This is a genomic window from Vibrio cincinnatiensis (assembly GCF_022113815.1).
GTDB lineage: Bacteria > Pseudomonadota > Gammaproteobacteria > Enterobacterales > Vibrionaceae > Vibrio > Vibrio cincinnatiensis_A.
Map to the genome: position 1 here is coordinate 59,483 of NZ_SGOM01000001.1, position 25,650 is coordinate 85,132.

At 44.2% G+C, this 25,650-nt stretch carries 20 protein-coding genes and 2 pseudogenes; 11 read left to right on the plus strand and 11 right to left on the minus strand.

Annotation, left to right across the window (positions count from 1 at the left end):
* Nucleotides 1-1,137 (minus strand): N-acetylglucosamine-6-phosphate deacetylase, encoded by a 1,137-nt coding sequence (nagA, locus tag EXA13_RS00265; RefSeq protein ID WP_238131336.1) that lies wholly within the window; start codon nt 1,135-1,137, stop codon nt 1-3.
* 465 nt (nt 1,138-1,602) lie between these two features.
* Between nagA and nagE the strand changes: the two genes are divergently transcribed.
* From nagE to purF, 10 genes and pseudogenes are all read left to right on the plus strand, one after another.
* Nucleotides 1,603-3,075, plus strand: coding sequence for an N-acetylglucosamine-specific PTS transporter subunit IIBC (nagE, locus tag EXA13_RS00270; RefSeq protein ID WP_238131337.1), 1,473 nt, complete (start codon nt 1,603-1,605; stop codon nt 3,073-3,075).
* 301 nt (nt 3,076-3,376) lie between these two features.
* The gene (gene glnS, locus EXA13_RS00275) at nt 3,377-5,047 is read left to right on the plus strand and encodes a glutamine--tRNA ligase (RefSeq protein WP_238131338.1); all 1,671 of its coding nucleotides are present in this window, start codon (nt 3,377-3,379) and stop codon (nt 5,045-5,047) included.
* A gap of 302 nt (nt 5,048-5,349) precedes the next feature.
* The gene (locus EXA13_RS00280) at nt 5,350-9,261 is read left to right on the plus strand and encodes a FimV/HubP family polar landmark protein (protein ID WP_238131339.1); all 3,912 of its coding nucleotides are present in this window, start codon (nt 5,350-5,352) and stop codon (nt 9,259-9,261) included.
* Between the two features lie 148 nt (nt 9,262-9,409).
* Nucleotides 9,410-10,204: a tRNA pseudouridine(38-40) synthase TruA gene (gene truA / locus EXA13_RS00285; RefSeq protein WP_238131340.1), complete on the plus strand. Its 795-nt coding sequence runs from the start codon at nt 9,410-9,412 to the stop codon at nt 10,202-10,204.
* A 164-nt stretch (nt 10,205-10,368) separates the two neighbouring features.
* Nucleotides 10,369-11,295, plus strand: a complete 927-nt coding sequence (gene accD / locus EXA13_RS00290) for an acetyl-CoA carboxylase, carboxyltransferase subunit beta (RefSeq protein ID WP_238131341.1) — start codon at nt 10,369-10,371, stop codon at nt 11,293-11,295.
* Nucleotides 11,296-11,339: 44 nt separating this feature from the next.
* Nucleotides 11,340-12,605, plus strand: coding sequence for a bifunctional tetrahydrofolate synthase/dihydrofolate synthase (gene folC, locus EXA13_RS00295; protein ID WP_238131342.1), 1,266 nt, complete (start codon nt 11,340-11,342; stop codon nt 12,603-12,605).
* Nucleotides 12,606-12,827, plus strand: a pseudogene (locus EXA13_RS16930) (cell division protein DedD); the annotation flags it as partial.
* A 63-nt stretch (nt 12,828-12,890) separates the two neighbouring features.
* Nucleotides 12,891-13,154, plus strand: a pseudogene (locus tag EXA13_RS16935) (SPOR domain-containing protein); the annotation flags it as partial.
* 62 nt (nt 13,155-13,216) lie between these two features.
* Nucleotides 13,217-13,708, plus strand: coding sequence for a CvpA family protein (locus tag EXA13_RS00305; RefSeq protein ID WP_078926207.1), 492 nt, complete (start codon nt 13,217-13,219; stop codon nt 13,706-13,708).
* Between the two features lie 34 nt (nt 13,709-13,742).
* Nucleotides 13,743-15,257: an amidophosphoribosyltransferase gene (purF, locus tag EXA13_RS00310; RefSeq protein ID WP_238131344.1), complete on the plus strand. Its 1,515-nt coding sequence runs from the start codon at nt 13,743-13,745 to the stop codon at nt 15,255-15,257.
* Between the two features lie 77 nt (nt 15,258-15,334).
* On the opposite strand, the gene EXA13_RS00315 is transcribed toward purF, so the two are convergent.
* Nucleotides 15,335-16,660 (minus strand): Na+/H+ antiporter family protein, encoded by a 1,326-nt coding sequence (locus EXA13_RS00315; RefSeq protein WP_238131345.1) that lies wholly within the window; start codon nt 16,658-16,660, stop codon nt 15,335-15,337.
* Nucleotides 16,661-16,688: 28 nt separating this feature from the next.
* On the minus strand, nt 16,689-17,348 hold the full coding sequence (gene rnt / locus EXA13_RS00320; protein ID WP_238131346.1) for a ribonuclease T: 660 nt from the start codon (nt 17,346-17,348) through the stop codon (nt 16,689-16,691).
* Nucleotides 17,349-17,670: 322 nt separating this feature from the next.
* On the opposite strand from rnt, the gene motY reads away from it, so the two are divergent.
* Entirely contained in the window at nt 17,671-18,555 is an 885-nt protein-coding gene (motY, locus tag EXA13_RS00325) for a flagellar protein MotY (RefSeq protein WP_238131347.1), read from the plus strand.
* A gap of 71 nt (nt 18,556-18,626) precedes the next feature.
* On the opposite strand, the gene gloA is transcribed toward motY, so the two are convergent.
* The 8 genes from gloA to rsxA are packed head-to-tail and all read right to left on the minus strand — an operon-like array spanning nt 18,627 to nt 25,458.
* Entirely contained in the window at nt 18,627-19,043 is a 417-nt protein-coding gene (gene gloA, locus EXA13_RS00330; protein WP_238131348.1) for a lactoylglutathione lyase, read from the minus strand.
* A 9-nt stretch (nt 19,044-19,052) separates the two neighbouring features.
* Nucleotides 19,053-19,694: an endonuclease III gene (gene nth, locus EXA13_RS00335; protein ID WP_238131349.1), complete on the minus strand. Its 642-nt coding sequence runs from the start codon at nt 19,692-19,694 to the stop codon at nt 19,053-19,055.
* A gap of 30 nt (nt 19,695-19,724) precedes the next feature.
* Nucleotides 19,725-20,417 carry an electron transport complex subunit E gene (locus tag EXA13_RS00340; RefSeq protein WP_238131350.1) on the minus strand — a complete coding sequence of 231 codons (693 nt, stop codon included), beginning with the start codon at nt 20,415-20,417 and terminating at the stop codon, nt 19,725-19,727.
* Nucleotides 20,410-21,048 carry an electron transport complex subunit RsxG gene (gene rsxG / locus EXA13_RS00345; protein ID WP_238131351.1) on the minus strand — a complete coding sequence of 213 codons (639 nt, stop codon included), beginning with the start codon at nt 21,046-21,048 and terminating at the stop codon, nt 20,410-20,412. Before rsxG ends, EXA13_RS00340 begins: the two co-directional genes overlap by 8 nt.
* A gap of 9 nt (nt 21,049-21,057) precedes the next feature.
* On the minus strand, nt 21,058-22,104 hold the full coding sequence (rsxD, locus tag EXA13_RS00350; protein WP_238131352.1) for an electron transport complex subunit RsxD: 1,047 nt from the start codon (nt 22,102-22,104) through the stop codon (nt 21,058-21,060).
* Nucleotides 22,104-24,281 (minus strand): electron transport complex subunit RsxC, encoded by a 2,178-nt coding sequence (gene rsxC, locus EXA13_RS00355; RefSeq protein ID WP_238131353.1) that lies wholly within the window; start codon nt 24,279-24,281, stop codon nt 22,104-22,106. Before rsxC ends, rsxD begins: the two co-directional genes overlap by 1 nt.
* A gap of 8 nt (nt 24,282-24,289) precedes the next feature.
* Complete coding sequence (gene rsxB / locus EXA13_RS00360; RefSeq protein ID WP_238131354.1) at nt 24,290-24,877, minus strand: electron transport complex subunit RsxB; 588 nt, start codon at nt 24,875-24,877, stop codon at nt 24,290-24,292.
* Between the two features lie 2 nt (nt 24,878-24,879).
* Nucleotides 24,880-25,458, minus strand: coding sequence for an electron transport complex subunit RsxA (gene rsxA, locus EXA13_RS00365; RefSeq protein WP_238131355.1), 579 nt, complete (start codon nt 25,456-25,458; stop codon nt 24,880-24,882).
* Nucleotides 25,459-25,650 lie beyond the last annotated feature (192 nt).

Sequence of the window (25,650 nt, forward strand, 5' to 3'; positions counted from 1 at the left end):
TTATTTTTGCTCGTATTGTCCGTTAACCACCGTCGCCTTCACATTAAAATCTTGATCAAAGATAGTGAGGTTGGCTACATAGCCTTTCTTCACTCGACCTAATGTCTTTTCCACTCCAATAGCATTTGCTGGATACAAAGTTGCCATACGTAGAGCTTCATCTAAAGCGATACCGACATGCTCAACCGTATTCTGAACTGCTTCAATCATCGTTAAGGCTGAGCCGCCAAGTGTGCCATTTTCATCAACACACTTGCCATCTCGGTAATATACTTTCTTACCGACAAAAATAAAGTAATCCATCTCTGCGCCTGCAGGAGCTGTGGCATCGGTCACTAATACGAGTTTATTCCCCTTAATTTTATGAGCAATACGGATATTCGCATAATCCACATGGAAGCCATCAGCAATAACGCCGGAATAGACTTCGGGGGTATCATAAATGGCACCGACGACTCCTGGTTCGCGGCCAGCCATCGGGGTCATTGCATTGAATAGGTGAGTAGCAAAAGTAATACCTGCTTCAAATCCTTTGCGAGCTTCTACATAGGTGGCATTAGTGTGCCCGATAGAAACAACGATGCCTGCGGCTGCGAGTTTTTCAATATGTCGAGGGTCATTATTTTCTGGTGCTAGGGTAACTTTAGTCACAACATCATTATTTTGGCAGATGAAATCGATCATCGCATCGTCAGATTGACGGATGTAATCAACGCAATGGATGCCTTTTTTCATCACATTTAAATAAGGCCCTTCTAGATGAAGCCCGAGTGATTGATGTTGATATTTATTCTGATATTCACGCTGAGCGCTAATTGCTTGGCGCATATTTTCATCAGAAGAGGTAATCAGTGTGGGGAGAAAGCTCGTGCATCCTGATTTTAAATTAGCTTGATGCATTGTATGAATAGTATCGGCGGTAATTTCGTCGTTAAACATGACACCACCACAACCATTTAGTTGTAAATCAATAAAGCCGGGGCTGAGGTTCGCACCTTCTAGATCGATGGTTTGAATCCCTTGAGGTAACTGGTCAATCGGGCAAACTGTTTGAATCCGGTCACCGTCAATGATTACGGCATGGTGAGAAAGCACATCGCTGCCAGTGTATATTTTGCCGTTGGTTAGTGCGTACATAATCAGCTAATCCTTATCTGTCGAAATAGTGTCAATCAGTTAGGCGACACGAATTCAGCTTTTCAGTGCATCAGCAACTTGGTTTGCTGACTTCAAGTAAGTCGCGAAATATCTTTACAGTAGTCACACTCTCACAAGAGATGTATGAAATAACGTTGCTACATAAGGAATTTTGTATGGCGACTGAGTGTAAAGCTAAGGAAACTATAGTCTACCATTCTTCCTTTTCACGCAATAACTGCGGTTATAGTATCGTCAAAATGTTGTTTTTTTTCTATAGTAAAATAAGTTTTATGATCTCGCTAGCAAAATCCTCCTTTTTTGCCTTTTTCTGGTGATTATGATCACAATTGATGAGGTTTTAATTTGCGGAGCAAAATTAATGGCATAAACTGACAGTGACTAAATTGGGCGACTAAAATAAGTGGTTCGATATATACAAAAATCCTATAGGGGGAACTTAAGGTGAATATTCTTGGATATTTTCAAAAAGTAGGTAAGGCCCTAATGGTGCCTGTCGCTACGTTACCAGCGGCAGCCATTTTGATGGGTATTGGCTATTGGATTGACCCAAATGGCTGGGGTGCAAACTCCGCATTGGCGGCATTTCTGATCAAAGCCGGAGCAGCTATCATCGACAATATGTCCGTGTTGTTTGCTGTCGGTGTTGCATTTGGTATGTCAAAAGATAAAGACGGTTCGGCGGCACTTGCGGGCTTTGTGGGTTTCTTGGTTGTGACAACATTGCTTTCTCCGGGCGCGGTGGCACAAATTCAAGGTATTGATCCTTCTGCTGTTCCTGCTGCATTTGGTAAAATTAATAACCAATTTGTGGGGATTTTGGTTGGTATTATTTCTGCTGAAATTTATAACCGCTATTCAACGGTTGAATTGCATAAAGCTTTGGCGTTTTTCTCTGGTAAACGTTTAGTTCCAATCTTGACGTCGTTCGCAGGCATTATTATCGCTTTCGTTTTAATGTATGTATGGCCAGCGATTTATGGTGGCCTAGTGACGTTTGGTGAGTCCATCCAAGGTATGGGTGCAACGGGGGCTGGTATTTATGCCTTCTTTAACCGTCTTCTTATCCCTGTTGGCCTTCACCATGCTTTAAACTCTGTATTCTGGTTTGATGTTGCAGGTATTAACGATATCCCTAACTTCCTTGGTGGTGCTAAATCGATTGCTGAAGGTGTTGCTACTCCAGGCATCACTGGCATGTATCAAGCAGGCTTCTTCCCAATCATGATGTTTGGTTTACCAGGTGCAGCTCTGGCTATTTACCACACATCAACAGCGAAGAATAAAGAGAAAGTGGCGAGTATCATGATTGCCGCTGGTTTTGCGTCATTCTTTACTGGTGTGACTGAACCGCTTGAGTTCTCTTTCATGTTCCTTGCTCCGTTCTTGTATGTTTTACATGCTGTGTTAACTGGGGTTTCTGTCTTTATTGCTGCATCAATGCAGTGGATTGCAGGTTTTGGTTTCTCAGCCGGTTTAGTCGACATGTTCTTGTCTTCTCGTAACCCGCTTGCCGTACAATGGTACATGTTGATTGCTCAAGGTTTAGTCTTCTTTGTTATCTACTACGTTGTTTTCCGTACTGTGATTGTTAAGTTCGGTCTAAAAACACCTGGTCGTGAAGATGATGATGAGTCAGCGTCTGTAACAAAAGGTTCACAAGAGTCATCTGAGCTAGCAAAACAGTACTTAGAAGTATTAGGTGGCCATGACAACTTGTCTAATATTGATGCCTGTATTACTCGCTTACGCTTAACTGTGAATGATATGTCTATCATTGATGAAAAAGCACTGAAAGATCTCGGTGCAATGGGAGTGGTTAAACTGGGTTCAAATAACTTACAGGTTATCCTGGGGCCATTGGCTGAAATTATTGCTGGTCAAATGAAAAACATTCAACCTGGTGATAATAAATAATTGAAAGATAATAGAGATTTCCTCTATTGATAATAAAAGCCTTCGTCTTGTGCGAAGGCTTTTACGTTACTAAAGAAAGCAACTTTCGTTACTATTTTGCTCAACCGAACGGGCGAAGGACAACTTAGTCCTATTCAACTCGCTGATTTAGCAAATATTCTGAGTAAAACCGTAGTTTCTATTGTGAATTGAACCAGAATTGTGGATCATTAGCGGTAATCTGTCTGCGCGACTGGGCTTTCATACCAGATTTATGCAGAATACTTTTTTGACAATACTAATAAATTTTGAGGTGCTATAGATGAGTGAAGCTGAGGCTCGTCCATCGAACTTCATTCGCCAAATCATTGATAAAGATTTAGCGGATGGTAAACACACTAGCGTGCATACTCGTTTCCCGCCTGAACCGAATGGTTACTTACATATAGGGCACGCGAAGTCGATCTGTTTGAATTTTGGTATTGCTCAAGATTATCAGGGTCAGTGTAACTTACGTTTTGATGACACCAACCCTGAGAAAGAAGATCTCGAATACGTTGAGTCAATTAAGAAAGATGTCAATTGGCTTGGCTTTGAGTGGTCTGGTGACGTTTGTTATTCCTCTGATTATTTTGATCAGCTGTACCAATATGCTATCGAACTTATCAATAAAGGGCTGGCTTATGTAGAAGAGCTCACCCCAGATCAGATCCGTGAATACCGTGGAACATTGACAGCACCAGGAAAAAATAGCCCTTTCCGTGATCGCCCAATTGAAGAAAACTTAGCCTTGTTTGAAAAAATGCGTGCGGGTGAGTTTGAAGAAGGCAAAGTTTGCTTACGAGCAAAAATCGATATGTCCTCTTCTTTTATGGTGATGCGTGATCCGGTGTTATATCGTGTCCGTTTTGCTGGGCATCACCAGACAGGGAACAAATGGTGTATTTATCCGATGTATGACTTTACGCACTGTATTTCAGATGCGTTAGAAGGCATTACTCACTCATTGTGTACTTTAGAGTTCCAAGATAACCGTCGTTTGTATGATTGGGTACTTGATAATATTTCGATTGATTGCCACCCTCGCCAGTATGAATTTAGTCGTCTAAATCTAGAATATACGGTGATGTCTAAGCGTAAGCTCAATCAACTGGTGTCAGAAAAATTAGTGGAAGGTTGGGATGACCCACGTATGCCGACGATTTCAGGCTTACGCCGTCGCGGTTTTACGCCTGCCTCTATTCGTGAGTTTTGCAAACGCATTGGTGTCACCAAGCAAGATAACATGATTGAATTTAGCGCGCTTGAATCATGTATTCGTGATGATCTTAATGAACATGCACCTCGTGCAATGGCGGTACTTGATCCAGTTAAAGTGGTCATTGAAAATTTTGCTGCTGATAGCGTAGAAGTGCTGAAGGTTGCTAACCATCCGAATAAACCTGAAATGGGAGAGCGTGATGTCCCCTTTACTCGTGAAGTGTGGATTGAGCGTGAAGACTTCCGTGAAGAAGCGAATAAGAAATATAAACGCCTTGTTTTGGGTAAAGAAGTACGCTTACGCGGAGCTTATGTCATTAAAGCTGAGCGAATAGAAAAAGATAATCAGGGCAACATTACCACGATTTACTGTAGCTATGATCCTGAAACATTAGGTAAAAATCCTGCTGATGGTCGTAAAGTAAAAGGGGTTATTCATTGGGTTTCAGCAGATCAAGCGCTACCAGCTGAGTTTCGCTTGTACGATCGTCTTTTTACCGTTCCCAACCCTGCTGCGGCCGATAACTTTGCCGAAACGATTAACCCTGATTCACTGGTGAAACTACAAGGGTTTATTGAGCCGAGCTTAGCGGATGCAGAGCCAGAGTTTGGTTATCAATTTGAACGTATGGGTTATTTCTGTGCTGATATAAAAGAATCCAAACCACAAGCTTTGGTTTTTAACCGCACTGTTGGCCTGCGTGATACTTGGGCAAAAATTGATAGTGAGTAATTGATTTATTGCTATTTATTGCTCAATAAAAAGCCAGCCTAGACGGGTTGGCTTTTGTTTTATCTTTGAGGGAGAGGCCAAGCGTCCCTATTTTTCGATGAGAACGGATTCAGTAAAAGCGTTAAAGTGGTTCTTATTGAGAGTGAAAAGAAGTTTGGGCGTATAATTTGTGTGAAATTCCTGCGATTATTGTGGGTAAGGCACATTTTTTGTATCACTGCCTATAGTTTTACTTGGTTAATCCGATATATTTAACAGATTGTTGTATTCATTTTATTTTAAAGCACCTAGCTGAGCCTTTTATGTGTCAATTTTTTAAGCGATTGCTATTGCCTTTGGCAATAGCCGCCGTGACTCAGATTTCTATCGTTAGTGCAGAAGGGATTCGTCTTATCGGTCCTGGTGGTGAGGTTCAATCGGCACCACAGTTTAGTCGTGAGATTGTGCGAAGCACGCCTCCACAGGCCGAGCCATCGCAATTTTTCGGTCCAACCTCTGAACAAGATACTTTATGGTCAATTGCCTCTCAATTAAGACCATCAACGAACGTGTCAGTACAACAAACGCTGCTGGCTATTTACCGTTTAAACCCTCAAGCTTTCGAAGAACAAAACATCCATAGTTTGTTGCCAGGGAGTACTCTGCGCATTCCTTCGTTAGAACAGGTGCGCCGAGCCTCAACTCAAGAGGCGGTGAGAATTATGGCGGCACATCAAGTACGCCTCTCATCATCCGTTGTCACTAAAACGTCAACAGCACCCGTGAAACCGACGGTGGCAGAAGCTCGTCCAGCCGTAAAAGAAGTGGTAGTGCCTTCTCCTCAGCCGGAAAGCATGAAAACCGAAGAGACGCCAACACCAGATACTCGTACTTCCCCTGAGGTTGAAATAGCCAGTAACCGCACGGTTGCTCAAGACGAGTTGTTGGCATTAGAGGAGAAGAATCACAGATTAAGGCTGTTAATTGCGCAAATGCAGTCAGAAATGACGGATTTGAAAGAAGAGCTAGGTGATGAAACTCGTATACGTTCGGAAGTTGAGCGCTTTTTACAAGAAGAGCGCATCAAAAATGAAGAAGCGCAGCGGCTTAGTCCATCAACATTCGATCAATTACTTACAAATGGATGGTTTGTTGCTTTACTTGCATTGATACCCGGTTTATTGATTGCATTCATGATTGCAATGTTACTGGGGCGTCGCTCTAATCCAGCCAGTAATGATACGCAACAAACGCCAATTCGACAAAAAGAGTCGAATGAAGCGATTGCTCCAATGCCCGTGGAAGGGGCCGAATTAGGAGATTTATCCGATGATTTGCTATTAGATGATGATCTCTTTGGCTCGACTGATGACAGCGAAACCCTATTTACGGAAGAGGAAGAATCGAAAGAAGAGGATATTTTCGCCGATCTTGATGAAAGCGAATTAGACTTCAACTTAGAAAGTGAAGAGGGGGATGACCCCTTTGCCAGCATTGATGATGATGGTGACTTAAATCCTAATTTTGCTGATCTAGTTGATAATAATAAAAATGAGACTGCAATAAGCGATGATCAAGCATTAGGCTTGGATGAAATGGCGCGAGCATTGGACGATGATTCACAACAAGATGATGAAGAGGCTTCTTCATTTGAACTGTCTGATGAATCTGCACTCTCTCAAGAAGAGATGGATTCTCTGCTAGCGACGGATGATTTAGATGATGAATTAGAAAGTGATGCTATCGATCAGTCTTTGCTAGACGATCTGCTCGCTGGTGATGATGAGAGTCATAATGCAGAGTTGGACTTTGACAGCTTACTGGATGATGAAGCACCTATAGATTCTGACGTTTCTACGCTAAACGACACTAAAGTTGCCTCCGACCAAGAGATTGAAGATTTACTCAGCCAGATTGAATTACAAACCACAGACATCCCTTCTACAGAGACCGAAGAAGACCTCGCTATTCATGAACAATCCGGTCGTGAACAATCGGTTAGTGAAGAGGCTGTTGATGATGTGGCATTTGATTCAGACAGTACCGATTTATTAGATGAATGGTTAGATGATGAGTCTGATGATGACATGTTATCGAACGAGGACCTCGATAGTACGGTTGATCAGCTACTGGATGAGTTGCTGGGGGAAGAGGCGAGCGGTGAAAACAGCGAATTTGATCGTGAAAGCCCAACATTACTGGATGAGTGGATTGATGAGGTTGATTCTAAGTCAGTCAGTGAAGAGTTAGCCTCTGAAGAGGATTCGGTTACAGAAAACTCAATTGATGATGGTACAGAGTTTTTTGATGAGCTTCGTGAAATTGAGCAGCAGTCAGACAATAATGGTCGTGCTTTTAATCGTGATCATTTTATCGATGACTTGTTAAAGAGCGTTCCAGAACAAGATCCTCTACTTGATGATGTGGCTTTTCCTGAGCCGCCAACAGATACATCTCCAGAACCTGAGTTAGATGATGGGTTTGATTTTAATCCACAAATTGAAGGTAGCGAGGCTGCTTTATCTCGTGAGCCGGAGCCGATTGCCAATGAATTTGGTGTACCTCAAGATGATGATTGGCTCGTTGAAGATGATCTTAAAGCTGTCAGCATAGAAGAGTTAGAGGCTGAGAATGCATTAGCATCTCAGCCCATTGAGCCAGTGGTTGATGCAGAGGAAGCGCCGCTCAATATTGACGACAGTGAACGACCGGAATACAGCGAAGAAGAAGCTTTAGCCGATACCGTGGCAGAGTCTGAGCCTGGTGGCGAAGAGGCAGCACCAGAGGCTGAGAGTGAATTAGCGTCTCAGCCCATTGAGCCAGAGGTTGATGCAGAGGAAGCGCCGCTCAATATCGATGACAGTGAACTACCGGAATACAGCGAAGAAGACGCTTTAGCCGATACCGTGGCAGAGTCTGAGCCTGCTGGTGAAGAGGCAGCACCAGAGGTTGAGAGTGAATTAGCGTCTCAACCTGTTGAGCCAGAAGTTGATGCAGAGGAAGCGCCGCTTAATATTGATGAAAGTGAACGACCGGAATACAGCGAAGAAGACGCTTTAGCCGATACCGTGGCAGAGTCTGAATTTGCTGGCGAAGAAGCAGCACCAGAGGTTGATAGTGAATTAGCGTCTCAACCTGTTGAGCCAGAAGTTGATGCAGAGGAAGCGCCGCTTAATATTGATGAAAGTGAACGACCGGAATACAGCGAAGAAGACGCTTTAGCCGATACCGTGGCAGAGTCTGAACTTGCTGGCGAAGAGGCAGCACCAGAGGTTGATAGTGAATTAGCATCTCAACCTGTTGAGCCAGAAGTTGATGCAGAGGAAGCGCCGCTCAATATCGATGACAGTGAACTACCGGAATACAGCGAAGAAGAGGCTTTAGCTGATAGTGAGTCAGAAACAGAATCCGACTTTATCTTTGATGGAGAAGGACAGCCAGATTTTGACGATCTGATGAACCATCTTGATGAAGATGAACACAATGAGCAAGACAGTATTTCTGACTTTAAAGAGCCAAGTACTGAAGAGAAACCGGAGCCGTTAGATTCTGCAATAGATATTCAGGCTGAAGATGATATCGAGGAGGTCGATTTTACTGAATTGGCCAGTGATAAGTTTAATGAACAACAATTAGATTCGCTGCTAGATGAACATATAGAACAGGCCGGTGAACGGTTCAATACACCGCTGGATAACAAAACCATTGATAGTGCAGGGATGGATATTGATGCCATGCTGCAAATGGGCGGGGAAGATTGGAACGGATTTAATCTCACTGAAGATCAAAAGGCCACAATTCCTGACGATGTACCTGAAGAAGATCAAGCAATATGGCAACCGGATATTCAAAATCAACAGCCAGAAGTGGAAGTCGAAAATTGGGGACATCAAGAAGATATTGTAGATTTTGATCCTGAAAAAAGCGAGTTTATGACCATTGATGAATTGATGGCCCAAGTGGAGAGAGAAGAAGGCCCTATCAATCCAGATGACGAAGAGCTTAAGTTAGATGTTGGCTTGGATGAATTTCCAGATGTCATTGGCGATATCACTGATTTTGATGTAGACAGCAACGCCGAAGCTGCTGGTAAATTAGATCTCGCTAAAATTTATATGGAGATGAATGATCGCAAAGGGGCGATTAAACTCTTGGAAGAAGCGATTGTTGATGGAGGAGATGATATTCGCCGTCAAGCCAAGCATCTTATCGATGTGATTAATGGTCGAGGATAATCGTCATTAGAAGAAAGAGAGACAGCAGGCGGCAATTTATATTATCGCCTGCTGTTCTCAATGATAAATCTGTCAACAAGGTTGAACCTAGCATCTCCAAGTCACTTAGGTATATACTGCCACCCCCATTTTCAACGAGAAGTAGATCATGAGAATTGCTCTGGGTATTGAGTATGATGGTACTCATTACTTTGGCTGGCAGCGCCAACGAGAAGTTATCAGCGTACAAGAAAAGCTGGAAAAAGCCCTATCAACCATTGCAAACCATCCGGTTGAGGTCCAATGTGCAGGACGTACTGATGCCGGAGTTCACGGAACTGGGCAAGTGGTACATTTTGATACCACCGCTGATCGAAAAATGGTTGCTTGGACCATGGGGGCCAATGCAAATTTACCGAAAGATATTGCTGTTCGCTGGGCAAAAGAAGTCTCTGATGACTTTCATGCTCGTTTTAGTGCGACAGCTCGCCGTTATCGCTACATTATTTATAACCATGCCTACCGACCTGGAATTTTGTCTTCAGGAGTCAGTCATTATCATGGGGAACTTGATGTAGATCGGATGCACTTGGCTGGGCAATATTTATTGGGCGAGAATGATTTCACTTCATTTCGCGCAGTGCATTGCCAGTCTCGTAGTCCTTGGCGTAATATTATGCACTTAACGGTCACTCGCCATGGGCGCTATGTGGTAATAGACATCAAAGCGAATGCTTTTGTCCATCATATGGTTCGTAATATTGCAGGAAGCCTGATCAGCGTCGGGCGTGGTGAGCAGGAGCCGCAGTGGATAGAATGGCTGCTAGCGGCCAAAGATCGCAAGCTTGCCTCTGCCACGGCTAAAGCGGAAGGGCTATACTTAGTGGATGTTGATTATCCTGAACAGTTTGAGTTGCCTAACGCTCCACTTGGTCCGCTATTTTTAGCGGAGGATTTGAACTAATTGGTCATTGTGACTTCCAACAACATGAAGGTGTGGTAGGCATAAAAATAGGTACAACCAGTTTTTTGTCTACAGTTAGCATTTTGTATGCTTTAATCCTCGCGTTAATGTCTAATTTATATCTTTCGCAATAAAGCGGGAGATGGGAAAGTAAAAGGTCTTGCATGAGTTGGCTTGAAAAGATTTTAGAGAAAAGCAACATCGTCAGTTCACGTAAAGCGTCAATACCTGAAGGGGTATGGACCAAGTGTACATCATGTGAACAGGTGCTTTATTACGCTGAATTAGAGCGCAATCTTGAAGTTTGCCCTAAGTGTAATCACCATATGCGAATGAAAGCTCGTCGACGTCTTGAGACGTTTTTAGATGAGAATCACCGTCATGAAATTGCAGATGAACTTGAACCCAAAGATATTCTGAAGTTTAAAGACTCGAAACGCTATAAAGAGCGTCTTGCCGCGGCACAAAAAAATAGTGGTGAGAAAGATGCCTTAGTCGTAATGACGGGTGAGGTCATTGGCGTTCCAGTTGTTGCTTGTGCATTTGAATTTTCTTTTATGGGCGGTTCAATGGGATCCGTTGTTGGTGCCCGTTTTGTGCGTGCTGTTGATGCTGCAATTGAAAACAACTGTGGATTGGTTTGCTTTTCTGCCAGTGGGGGCGCTCGCATGCAAGAGGCATTAATGTCTTTGATGCAAATGGCAAAAACCAGTGCTGCACTGGAGCGTCTTTCTAATAAAGGTTTACCTTTTATTTCTGTGATGACGGATCCAACGATGGGCGGGGTTTCAGCCAGTTTAGCGATGTTGGGTGACATTAATATTGGTGAACCTAAAGCATTAATCGGTTTTGCTGGACGTCGAGTGATTGAGCAAACCGTCCGTGAAGATCTCCCAGAAGGCTTTCAGCGTAGTGAGTTTCTTTTAGAGCATGGTGCGATTGATATGATCGTTGATCGCCGAGAAATGCGCCAACGTGTTGCTGGATTATTAGCCAAGATGACCCATCATTCTTCTCCTCTGGTTGTTTCTGTGGACGGTGCGCCACAGGAAGAAACTTATTCTGTACCAGAAGCTGATAAAAAAGGGTAAAGTAGGGGCTAACAAAACCAAGCATAACCACGGTTCTACGTTAGATGACTCAATACTCTATTCCTCAAGCCACCTCTCCACTTGCGACGTGGCTTGATTATTTATCACATATTCATGCTTCAGCCATTGATCTTGGGCTTGAACGCGTTCAAGCAGTTGCGGAAAAAGCACAACTAACTCAGCAAACGGCAATGGTGATTACTGTTGCAGGTACCAATGGTAAGGGCTCTACTTGCGCATTAATGGAGAGTATTCTTCTTCATGCTGGTTATTCTGTGGGCGTTTATAGCTCTCCTCACTTAATCCGTTATAACGAACGGGTTCGTATTAATGGCCAAGAACTTTCAGATGAGAAACACGCCCAAGCTTTTGCCTATGTAGAAGCGCAAAGAGGGGACATTTCTTTGAGTTTGTTTGAATTTGGAACGCTTGCGGCGTTGCGACTTTTCCAAACCGAGAAAGTTGAGGTGATTTTATTGGAAGTTGGACTCGGTGGGCGCCTTGATGCCACTAATGTGGTTGAGCATGACATTGCAGTGATCACCAGCCTCGCGATTGATCACGTTGATTGGTTAGGTAGTGACATTAATGTGATTGGCTTTGAAAAAGCAGGCATTTTTCGAAAAGGTAAACCTGCAATTTGTGGACAACCTTGTCCTCCTGCAACTGTTGCTGCCCATGCCGATGATATTGGTGCGAAATTTTACCAAGTGGGAATTCAGTATCATTATGAATTATCGTCTGAAAATCACTGGAACTGGAAAAGTGGTTCATTTGAGTTGACCGATTTACCAGTACCCAATTTGCCGCTTCCAAACGCGGCGACGGCATTAATGGCTCTAGGTTGCTCAGGCTTGAATGTGAGTGATATTGATGTCATTGAGGGTTTGCGTACCGCAGCTCTTGCCGGTCGGATGCAGTTGTTAAGCACTCAACCAACCATTGTATTAGATGTCGCACACAACCCCCATTCGGCTCTTTATCTCGTCTCTCAACTTGAACGCCAGTATCCTCAGAAGAAAGTGCACTTAGTGATTGGTATGTTGCATGATAAAGATATTAAGTCGACCTTGGATGCGCTCACACCCATCGTGAAGCATTGGTATCCAGCTTCGCTTTCAGGCCCTCGCGCCGCAACCGCTCAAGAGCTTATTCAATACCTTCCTTGTGAACAACAGCACTATGACAGCCCTGTTGCGGCTTTTAAAACTGCGTTGACACAAGTACAGGCTGATGATGTCATCGTTGTTGTTGGTTCGTTCCATACCGTTGGTGAAGTGCTTGAGTATTGGCAAAAGAAAGGAGAGTAAATGGCGAGTAAATTTCAAAGCCGATTAGTGGGAACGATTATTCTAGTGGCGATCGGAGTCATTGTGCTACCAGACTTATTGGATGGGAAAAAAATGCACTATCAGGAGGAGATCGCAAGCATTCCCCTTAAGCCTGAATTAGACAGTGAAGTTGAAAAATTTGAAATTCTAGATCCTATCGAAGATCAAATTGCCCTTCCTGACTCTCCGGTGACCGCTGTCGATACGGCTCCGGTTGAGCAAGGAAAAGAGAAGGGAACGCAGAAACTTACCACCACCACTCGGCCTGTTATTGAGAAAAATGATTACCAAGATAGCGCTTGGATCATTCAGTTGATGGCTCTGAAAAATGCCGAAAATGCTAAAACGGTTGTGGCGGATCTACAAAAGCGGGGCTATCAAGCTCATACTAAGCAAGAAAATAGCTTTACGCGAGTGATCATTGGGCCTGATATATCAAAAAGTAAGCTAGAAAAACAGTTGGCAGAATTAGAGAAAATTACCGGTGCAAAAGGTCAATTGCTCAAATTTAAGCCGATAAACCCATAAGAAAACGTTTGCGTCGCGTGTTTTTCTGTTAAAATGCGCGCCAACTTAGAATGTAAGAACTCATGAATTGGTTAGATATTGTCATTTTAAGTGTCATCGGCTTGTCAGCGTTGATTAGCCTAGTTCGTGGCTTTGCTAAAGAAGCCTTGTCGTTAGTGATATGGTTTGCGGCGTTTTATATCGCCTCCGAGTATTACGCGAAATTAGCGGTGTACTTTAGCAATATTAACGATGACATGTTCCGAAATGGTGCGGCAATTGCTGTGCTATTTGTTGCGACATTGATTGTCGGAGCGATTGTTAATTACGTGATTGCACAGTTGGTTCACAAAACTGGGTTATCAGGAACAGACAGAATCCTCGGCGTCGTTTTTGGTGCTTTACGAGGCGTTCTGATTGTTGCAGCAGCCTTATTTTTTATGGATGCCTTTACCGCATCCCCAAGTGCAGAGTGGTGGAAGAGTTCGCAATTGGTGCCGGAGTTTAGCCGCATTATTGCTCCGTTCTTTGAACACCTACAAGCAACATCAAGTTTTCTTTCTGGCGCGGTTTAAGCGCCAGTTATTGTCGCAAATCGAGGATTAGGACATGTGTGGTATTGTTGGAATCGTGGGTACAACGCTGGTAAACCAGTCAATTTATGACGCGTTAACGGTATTGCAGCATCGTGGCCAAGATGCCGCTGGTATTTGTACCATAGAAAGCAATCGTTTTCGTCTGCGTAAGGCGAACGGTTTAGTCAAGGATGTCTTTGAAGCTAAGCATATGCAGCGTCTTCAAGGCACGGTGGGAATTGGTCATGTCCGTTATCCAACGGCAGGCAGTTCAAGTGCCTCTGAAGCTCAACCTTTCTATGTCAACTCTCCATTTGGTATTACCCTTGCGCACAATGGTAACCTGACGAATGCGGCAGATGTTCGGCTAAAATTGTTTGAAAAAGATCGTCGCCATATTAATACTACTTCAGATTCTGAGGTTTTATTGAATGTGTTGGCGCATGAGATAGATACTGTCAAAGGAAATGTGACCGCAGAAGATGTGTTTCGTGCCGTTGCAAATGTCCACCGTACTATCCGTGGCGCTTATGCTGTCACCGCGATGATTATTGGTCATGGCATGGTTGCTTTTCGTGACCCACATGGTATCCGTCCACTGTGTTTAGGGAAGCGTGACGTGGGTGAACGCACAGAATACATGGTTGCTTCTGAATCGGTGGCGCTAGATGCGGTAGGCTTTAGTTTTATGCGAGATATCGCACCCGGTGAAGCTATTTATGCCACATTTGATGGTGAGCTATTTACCCAGCAATGTGCTGATCACCCGGTTTTGAATCCTTGCATTTTTGAGTACGTTTATTTTGCTCGCCCTGATTCCTTTATTGATAAAATTTCAGTTTATAGTGCCCGAGTTGAAATGGGTAAGAAGTTGGGCGAACGAATCAAAGAAAATTTCAGCGAATTGGATATTGATGTGGTGATTCCTATTCCTGAAACCTCGTGTGACATTGCCTTGCAAATTGCTCAAGCGATCGATAAGCCTTATCGGCAAGGGTTCGTGAAAAACCGTTATGTTGGCCGTACATTCATTATGCCGGGACAGTTACAGAGGATAAAATCAGTTCGTCGTAAACTGAATGCGATTCGTTCTGAGTTTAAAGACAAAAATGTGCTGCTGGTTGATGATTCGATTGTACGTGGTACTACCTCTGAACAGATTATTGAAATGGCCCGTGATTCAGGTGCGAAAAAAGTGTATCTGGTTTCTGCAGCACCTGAAATTCGTTTCCCTAACGTTTATGGGATTGATATGCCGAGTGCGAATGAACTGATTGCGCATGGACGTGATAATGAAGCTATTTGTAAGCAGATTGGTGCTGATGCACTAATTTTCCAAACATTAGAGGATCTTGTACAAGCCGTTGGCTTGGGTAATCCTGATATTACTCAATTTGAAGCGTCAGTCTTTAATGGAGAATATGTTACTGGGGATATCGATCAGGCTTACTTAGAGTACCTTGAGTCGATGCGCTGTGATGATGCAAAAATTCAAGCGGAAATTCAGCAAGATCTCGCTAACCTTGAGCTTCATAACGAAGGGGCTTAATGTTTCTTTCGTGGGTTTAATCAATAATAGAGAAAAAAGAGAGCGCAAAATTAGCGCTCTCTTTTTTATTGCTATATTTACAGCACCATCGCGGCAAGCCAACCAAATGCAATCAATGGTAAGTTGTAGTGAATAAAGGTTGGGACGACGGTTTCCCAGATGTGTTCATGCTGCCCATCTGCATTTAAACCAGAGGTGGGGCCTAAAGTGGAGTCTGATGCTGGGGAACCGGCATCCCCCAATGCTGCGGCTGTACCCACTAGAGCAATAGTGGCCATTGGAGAAAAGCCAAAAGCCAAGCAAAGGGGAACATAAATTGTTGCGATAATAGGGATGGTTGAGAATGAAGAGCCAATCCCCATCGTGACTAATAAGCCCACAACAAGCATAAGCAGAGCAGCAAGAGGTTTGTTATCCCCAATACTGGTAGAAAGAGCCGTGACTAGTGATTCTACTCCCCCCGTAGATTTCATCACGGCGGCAAATCCTGCTGCGGAAATCATGATAAACCCGATCATTGCCATCATGTGTACCCCTTTGGTAAACACATCATGGGTCTCTTTCCAAGCAATCACGCCACCAAAAGTGAAGACCATAAAACCCGCTAAAGCACCAATGATCATGGAGCCGGTTACCAGTTGTACAGCTAAAGCGGCGACAATCCCAAGTGCAGCCGTGGCAATATGCTTATGATTGATCTTATTACTTTCTGGATGGATAACGGTTAGTTCTGTTTCTTGGTATTCTCGCGGTTTACGGTAAGTAAAGAAGATGGCAAGGAGCAAACCAACGACCATACCTAATCCAGGTAGTAACATCGCCATAGGAACTTGGCTGGCTGTCACATTTTCTAAGCCGTTATCTCGCAGGTTTTTCAGCAAAATATTGTTGAGAAAAATTCCTCCAAAACCAACGGGTAAGATCATATAAGGGGTGATCAGGCCAAAAGTAAGTACGCAGGCAATCATACGACGATCCACCTTTAGTCGAGCAAAAACGCCTAATAGTGGTGGAATTAGAATGGGAATAAAGGCGATATGTACTGGGATCACGTTTTGAGAGGACATGGCCATTAGAAGTAAGGCGATTAAGACGGCATACTTCATCCCAGTTGTTGCTGCGGAACTTTGTTTTCCGTGCAAACGTTTTATGACGGTTTGAGCGAGAATATCGGTGATGCCAGAGCGTGAAATCGCCACAGCAAACGTTCCAAGCATAGCATAGCTTAGTGCGATGGTTGCTCCCCCCCCTAAACCACTTTCAAAAGCAGAAACGGTTTCATTCAGGCTCATGCCAGCAACGAGCCCCCCAACAATTGCACTGAACGTGAGCGCAACGACGACATTAATGCGCATCAGGGCTAAAATTAGCATGACGCAGACAGAGATAACGACAGGATTCATAGACTTCTCAATTCATTCCATTTATTTGTTATTCATCGGTAGTATTGGCCGATTCAACGAGCGGCCAGCCCCCGAGAGCTTTCCATTTATTGACAATCCTACAGAATAATTCTGTGGTTTGCTGTGTATCGTAAAGGGCAGAGTGTGCCTCTTTATTATCAAATTCCATCCCTGCGGCTTGACAGGCTTTCGCTAAAACGGTCTGTCCATAGGCCAAACCACTCAGCGTTGCAGTATCAAATGTCGCAAAGGGATGAAAAGGGACTCGTTTAAGTTTGCAGCGTTCATTGGCTGCCATGACAAATCCATGATCAAAAGCAGCATTATGTGCGACAATAATTGCTCGGCTACAATCCGCGGCTTTTTGTTCTTTTCGAACCTGTTTGTATATCTCTTTTAAGGCGTATTCTTCACTTACTGCCCCACGCAATGGGCTAAACGGATCATAAATTCCTGTAAATTCTAATGCCGCTTTTTCTATATTTGCTCCTTCAAAAGGTTCGATATGGAAATGAATCGTCGATGCTGGATGTAAATTACCTTGTTCGTCCATCGTTAAGGTAATCGCGCAAATTTCCAGTAAGGCGTCCGTCAATGGGTTAAAACCTGCGGTTTCCACATCAATAACAACCGGGAAATAGCCCCTAAAGCGTTTTTTTAGCGTGAGTGCTTCATTAATAACAGTCATGTGAGCCTAACTTATTTAAACATGAGGACATTATTACAGATTCTGTAGTTAAGCAAAACCGAATCTCTGGGATTTCCCCGTAATCGTGCTCGCTCACCTCAATAAATTTCATTGAGAGGGATGAATCGTTGGGCTTGGAGAAATTTAAGTATCGTTCTTTATTCAGCAAGGTTAGACTCATTGTTGGAAATAGCGTTGGGAGACGGGGAAACATGGCGAGTTTTTTGCATCATGTTTATTAGATAAATAAGAGACGATGATTTTTATTCGATAAGCGGCAAAACGTCGCCCCTGTTGTCTATAAGTGGTAAGAGAATACGTTATGAATAAATGGGTTATGACCAGCTTTTGCGTGATAGGAACGATAGTTTCGTTTACTGCATCCGCGGTGAGTAAGCAGTATGTGGCCTCACCACAACAATCAACGTGGCAAATGGTTACTAATACCCCCTTAGAATGTCGTTTGGTTCATCCGATTCCTAATTATGGTGATGCGGTTTTTACCTCTCATGCCAGCAAAAAAATTAATCTTGATTTTGAATTGAAAATGCGCCGACCAATGGGGGAAACGCGAAACGTCAGTTTAGTGTCTATGCCTCCTGTATGGCGCCCCAGTGAGAGTGCAGAGCGCATTACCAATATTCAATTTTTTAAACAATTTGATGGCTACATTGGTGGACAGACGGCTTGGGCATTATTGAGTGAGCTGGAGAAAGGGCGCTATCCTACATTCAGTTATCAAGACTGGCAAAGCCGTAATCAGCGAATTGAGATCATGTTGTCATCGGTACTTTTCCAGCCGCAGTACAATGTTTTTAGCGATTGTATTGCTAATTTATTACCTTACAGCTTTGAAGATATTGCATTTACCATTTTGCATTATGATCGCGGTGATAGTGTTGAGCTTAATAAAGCATCACAAAAACGTTTGGCGCAAGTAGCGGAATACATTCGTTATAATCAAGATATTGATTTAGTTTTGGTGGCTACTTATACCGATAGTAGTGATGGGAAAAATGAGAGCCAGAGTTTGTCTGATAAGCGGGCGGAGTCGTTACAGAAATATTTCCACTCTCTGGGTTTACCAGAAGATCGAATTCAAGTTCAAGGTTATGGCCGCCGCCGTCCAATTGATGATAATGCATCACCTGTTGGACGAGACAAGAACCGCCGAGTGGTGATTTCTTTAGGGCGAACACAAATTTAATCAAAGGTTTTTTTACCATAGTACAAGATGGTACATAGCAAGAAAAAACCGCTCTTTCGAGCGGTTTTTGACTAACCTTCTAAACCAGCACTGGCTTGTGTATTTTGGATAAGCTCAACCATATAGCCATCGGGATCTTTAATGAAGGCGATATGGGTGCTGCCGCCTTTCACTGGGCCTGCATCGCGTGTTACATTTCCACCAGCGGCTTTTATTGCGTCACAAGTGGCATAAATATCATCGACACCAATGGCAATATGACCATAGGCATTACCTAGGTCATAGTCTGCAACTCCCCAGTTATAGGTCAATTCAATGACAGCACCTTCTGATTCATCACCATAGCCTAAGAAGGCGAGGGTATATTTGTATTCGGTGTTTTCATTTTTACGTAGTAGCTTCATACCCATTACATTGGTATAAAATTCGATAGAACGGTCAAGATCTCCTACACGTAACATAGTATGAAGAATACGACTATTTGACATAAAAGACTCCTAGCTTTCGGGGTAAACTTTCTCTTTATATTCACATAAATCTTCGATGATACAGCTACCACAGCGCGGTTTTCGTGCGATGCAAGTGTAGCGACCATGAAGAATTAACCAGTGGTGGACATCGATTTTAAACTCTTTAGGGACGACTTTGAGTAGTTTTTGTTCTACTTCATCCACATTTTTCCCTACTGCAAATTTGGTTCGGTTTGATACCCGGAAGATATGCGTATCGACGGCAATCGTCGGCCAGCCAAAAGCGGTATTTAATACCACATTCGCGGTTTTGCGTCCGACGCCAGGCAATGATTCGAGTGCTTCACGATCTTCTGGAACGTTGCCTTGATATTTATCTAGCAGAATACGGCATGTTTTGATGACGTTTTCAGCCTTTGAGTTAAATAAACCGATGGTTTTAATGTATGCCTTTACTCCTTCTACACCTAAATCCCAAAGAGCTTGGGGTGTATTAGCGACAGCATACAGTCTATCGGTTGCTTTATTGACACTAACATCGGTCGCTTGGGCAGAAAGTAAGACGGCAATTAATAATTCAAAAGGGCTGTTCCAGTTTAATTCCGTTTGTGGGGTGGGGTTGTTTTCCCTTAGCCGCTGAAGAATTTCCACTCGTTTCGCATTATTCATGGGTCCTGGCTTCCTGTTTATCTTAGACACTTATACATTGGTGACTCGCGCACGTTCAATGGTTGGTTTTTCTTGCTTAGGTTGACGCTGTGTGAGTTGCTTATCAATGATGTTTTTCGTGGCAATAAGAAACCCGACCCCAATAAATGCGCCGGGAGGAAGCAGCGCGAGTAGAAAACTGTTGTCTAAATGGAATACTTCGATACGTAGTACTGTTGCCCAGTTTCCAAGTAGCAGATCAGCGCCGTCAAAAAGCGTACCATTGCCGATGATTTCGCGCAGTGAACCGAGAACAACGAGCACCGAGGTCATACCTAGCCCCATCCAAAACCCATCTTGTGCAGCGGGCAGTACATCATTTTTGGAGGCAAAAGCTTCTGCTCGGCCAATGATGATGCAGTTGGTGACGATTAATGGGATGAAGATCCCTAGCGAGAGGTATAAACCATAAGCATAAGCATTCATCAAGAGCTGAACACAGGTGACCAAGGCGGCAATTATCATCACAAAGATAGGTATACGAACCTCTTTTGGGACATAGTCACGAACCAGAGAAACGGTCACATTTGAGCCGACTAAGACAAATAAAGTGGCCAGTCCAAGGCCTAGAGCGTTGGTAATGGTCGAAGACACGGCTAATAATGGGCATAGGCCAAGTAGTTGAACTAATGCTGGGTTGTTATCCCAAAGGCCGTTTTTTATCAACGCTTTATGATCACTCATTGGTTTCACCTTCACAGTTGAGTGGCTGTTGCAGGATTTCATGGCGGTGCAGGTTAACGTAATTCACTGTTTGTTTAACCGCTTTTACGACGGCTCGTGGAGTGATCGTTGCACCGGTAAATTGGTCAAACTGTCCACCGTCTTTGCGTACTTGCCACTGCTGTTGATTTTCATTGGTCACTTGCCGTCCAGTAAAGTTTAGGATCCAATTACTGATTCGTAGGTCAATTTTATCCCCTAATCCGGGGGTTTCTTGGTGAGATAGAACACGTGTACCAATGACAGTGCCTTCATTATCAATACCAATGATAAGTTTGATGGCACCGTTATAGCCATCGGGGGCAATGGCTTCAATGGCTAGGGCTGTCGGTTCTTCCTTCAAACTGGCTTGATAAACATGCATGGTTTGGTTTGTACCAAGTAAGGGATCACTGACGAGCGTACAGGTCTGAGATAACTCGTTATCGTGCAAATGAGGAGGAACCACTTGATTTAATACGGATAATAACTGAGCCGTTTCTTGAGCCTGTATTTGGTCAGCGGTTAAGTATTGAGTTAAGGCTACCACTCCCGTCGATGCACAAGCAAAGATAGCAAGAATTAGCCCATTTTTACGTATAGCAGTCAACATAGTTTTCCCTTAGTGCCCGTATGTACGGGGCTTGGTGTAGTAATCAATCAATGGTACACACATATTGGCAAGTAGAACGGCAAAAGCGACCCCATCAGGGAAACCTCCCCAGCTTCGGATGATAAACACCATGCAACCGATGAAAAAGCCATACACCAGACGCCCTTTGTTGGTCGTGGATGCGGTCACGGGGTCGGTCGCAATAAAGAATGCCCCCAGCATGGTTGCTCCTGAAAGCAAATGCATGATAGGAGAAGCGGTGGTATCTGGCGATAGTAACATGGCCAGCACACTTGATGTGATAAGCCCAGTAAGGAAAGCGGTTGGGATATGCCAGTGGATAACGCGCAATTTAATCAGAGCTAACCCTCCAATAAGATAGGTGAGGTTAACCCATTCCCAGCCAATGCCAGCTAAGCGACTAAATTGTGGTTGCTGCAATGATTCAGTTACCGTGTGTCCAGCATGAATAGAGGTTTTAAAAGCATCCAATGGGGTTGCCATCGTCATACCATCAATACCTGTTCTGATTTGTTGCAGTGATAGCCCATCTTGATTAAACCCGCTCATAATCAGTGACCAAGAATCGACAAAAGAAACTGGATCGGGAGCTAATTGATTCGGTGCAATCCAACTGGTCATTTGCACAGGGAAAGAGATAAGCAAAACGACATAAGCAATCATTGCGGGGTTGAAGGGGTTCTGCCCAAGCCCCCCATACAGCTGTTTGGCGATTAAAATTGCAAATAAAATACCGATAGCGATCAACCACCAAGGGGAGAGTGGAGGAATGGCAATAGCGAGTAGCCATGCCGTCACTAAGGCGCTGTAATCACGAATGGCCGAGGATGGAGAGCGTTTGCGTAGCCACATCACGGCAACTTCTAGTGTTACCGCGAGACCGACGGCTAATAGTAATTGAATAAAGGTCCCCCATCCGAAAAAATAGGTCTGGGTAAACAGGCCTGGTAAAGCGCAAATCGCCACCCACTTCATTAGATCGGTTGTACTGCGTTTATTATGCGCATGTGGGGAGCTGGCAATAAAAAAGGCCACTATTTGTTCTCCTCAGCGTTATCTTGTTGGTTATTGGTTTGTTGTGCTTTACGGGCTTTAGCGCGAGCAATGGCAGCAGCGACGGCTGCTTTTTTGGGGTCGACTTCCGTCTCTGTCGTTGGTTCAGCCTGAGTTTCAGTGGGCAGCTGTTCCGCTTTACGGGCTTTAGCGCGAGCAATGGCAGCGGCGACGGCTGCTTTTTTGGGGTCGACTTTCGTCTCTGTCGTTGGTTCAGCCTGAGTTTCAGTGGGCAGTTGTTCCGCTTTACGGGCTTTAGCGCGAGCAATGGCAGCGGCGACGGCTGCTTTTTTGGGATCAACTTCCGTCTCTGTCGTTGGTTCAGCCTGAGTTTCAGTGGGCAGCTGTTCCGCTTTACGGGCTTTAGCGCGAGCAATGGCAGCAGCAACGGCTGCTTTTTTGGGATCGACTTCTGTCTCTGTCGTTTGGTCAACCTGAGTTTTTGCTGATTGCTGTTCGGCTTTACGCTGTCTAGCCAGTTGTTTTCGCTCTTCACGAAGTTTAACCATTTCAGCATTATCTGGTTCTTGGGCCCCGGTTTGCAATGCCTTGGCTTGCTTAGCTTTGGCTCGGGCAATAGCCGCTGCTACGGCGGGCTTAGTGGTATTATCTTTGGTTTCTTGAGGCTGTTTTTGAGCGTTAACCCGAGTAATGGCGGCGGCAATGGCATCTTCACCACCACTTTTTTGCATCTCTTTTCGACGATCTTCTGCGGCTTTTTTGAAGCGATTTTCTCGCTCAGCTTTGTCGCGTTCCATCCGCGTTTTTTTCTCTTCAAAACGCTGTTTCGCTCGTTCGGCAGCCTCAGCTTCTCGTTTACGAGTGCGAATTTCGGCCTTGGCTTGGCGATAATAGTGAACCAATGGAATGTCGCTTGGGCAGACATAGGCACAAGCGCCACATTCGATGCAGTCTTTGAGATTCAGCTCTTCACATTTTTCATATTCTTGTGCTTTCGCGTGCCAGAGTAACTGTTGTGGTAACAGCGATGCAGGACAAGCATCAGCACATTGGCCACAACGGATACAGGCCATTTCAGCTTGTTGCGGGGCGATCTCTTTTCGTGTCGGAGCCAAAATACAGTTAGTGGTTTTGGTGATCGGTACGTTAGCGTGGGGGAGGGTAAAGCCCATCATTGGGCCACCCATGATCAAACGCGGAAATTTTCTGTCTGCTTGATAATCGAACGTATTGAGAAGCGTTTGAACGGGTGTACCGAGTAAAGCCCAAATATTTCGGGGTTGGGTAAATGTGTTGCCCGTTAAAGTGACGACTCGCTGGATTAAGGGCTCATCATTGATGACTGCGCGTTTTATGGCATACATAGAGCCGACATTCTGTACCATTACCCCGATTTCTGCTGGAATGCCACTATTGGGAACTTCAAGATTGGTAAGAATTTTGATTAACTGTTTTTCACCACCTGAAGGGTATTTAGTGGGGATCACTCGGATGATCAGATCCTTCAGCTTTGCTGCTTGCTCAAGGGCTTGAATTGCTTCCGGTTTATTATCTTCAATACCGATAATGGTCAACTTCGGTTTTAAAATATGCTCGACAATACTAATGCCTTGGATGATTTCTTCGGCATGTTCACACATAAGCCGATCATCAGCAGTGATATAGGGTTCACATTCAGCCGCATTAATGATCAATATTTCGGTACGAGATAGGCCGGATTGAATTTTTTTTGCGGTCGGAAATCCCGCCCCCCCCATGCCAGCTATCCCTGCTTGGCGGATAACTTCGATGAGTTGCTCAGGTGTGTGCTGAGTATAATCACTTATGGGATGGCGTGTTATCCAGTGATCTTGTCCATCCGGTTTGAGAATAATGCTCGTTTCAGCCAACCCTGAGGGGTGCGCCGTCGTCCTGGGTTCAATAGCGATAATTGTGCCAGACGTGGGGGCGTGAATCGGTAACATAAAAGTACTGCTGTACTGAGTTAGCGCTTGCCCTTTTAAGACGGATTGACCAACATCGACTAATAGATCTCCCGCCTTACCAATATGCTGCTTAATGGGCAGTATCAGTTCTTCAGGAATGAGGGCGGGGAGCATTGCCGCATGATTGGATTGTTGTTTATTTTCTGGTGGGTGAATACCACCGGGAAAATCCCAAAGTTGACCCGCTTGGATCTGTTCAATTAATGACAACATACCCACCCTTAATGTGCGCTTCTTTGCGTATCAGACGCAGATTCAGTGATGTTAACAACAGGAATTGCATTCATTTGCCACTTCCAAGTATCTGGAGTCGTTTCCACAGGGATCATCTCGATACAATCGGTTGGGCAAGGGGCAACGCATAAATCACAGCCTGTACACTCGTCTTTTATCACGGTATGGACTGCTTTTGTGCCTCCGACGATGGCGTCGACAGGACAGGCTTGAATACATTTTGTGCAGCCAATACACATATCTTCGTGAATAAAGGCGACAGTTTTAACTTTGTTATCGAGATCGTGCGCCGATTCTTGAACTTCAACACCCATTAAATCTGCAAGTTTTTCAATCGTTGCTTGTCCACCGGGCGGGCATTTGTTAATCGCATCGCCATTTGCGATAGCTTCGGCATAGGGACGGCAACCTGGATAACCACATTGACCACATTGAGTTTGTGGCAAAATAGCATCAATTTGATCCACGATCGGGTCACCTTCGACTTTAAAGCGAATCGAGGCAAAGCCCAAAATGGCACCAAAAATCGCGGCTAATGCCGCTAACGCAAGAACGGCGATCAATAATGTACTCATTACTATTTCACCAATCCGGTAAAGCCCATAAAGGCAAGAGACATTAGCCCTGCTGTAATCATAGCAATTGATGCGCCTTTAAATGGGGCGGGAACATCTGCGACTTGAATGCGTTCACGCATGGAGGCAAAAAGAATAAGAACCAACGAAAATCCGACAGCAGCCCCGAAGCCGTAAATGATAGATTGGATGAAGTTATGATTTTCATTAATATTTAGTAGGGCGACACCGAGTACCGCGCAATTTGTTGTGATCAAAGGTAAGAAAATACCCAACAAGCGATACAAGGTTGGGCTGGTTTTATGTACGACCATTTCAGTAAATTGCACAACGACAGCAATCACTAAAATAAAGCTCATGGTCCTTAAATATTCAATGCCAAGCGGGCGAAGAATGTAACTTTCGACCAGGTATGCACACACGGAAGCCAGTGTAAGTACAAAGGTGGTTGCAAACCCCATTCCTATCGCGGTTTCGAGTTTTTTGGATACCCCCATGAAGGGGCATAAGCCGAGAAACTTTACCAGTACAAAGTTATTAACCAATACCGTACCGATTAATAGCAAAAAATATTCGGTCATAATGCGAGTCGTCTTCAATTCTGATCTGGGTATTATCCTGCTTTGGGCTGTCAATAACAACCGAGGAAAACAAAGGTTTTCTCTTTCTGAATAGAAAATAGACATACAATGAATATCAATGACTGCCTCTTTTCCTACTTGTTACAAACAGATGTAAGCGCAGTTTTATCATTATACTGAAAGAAAGAGGCT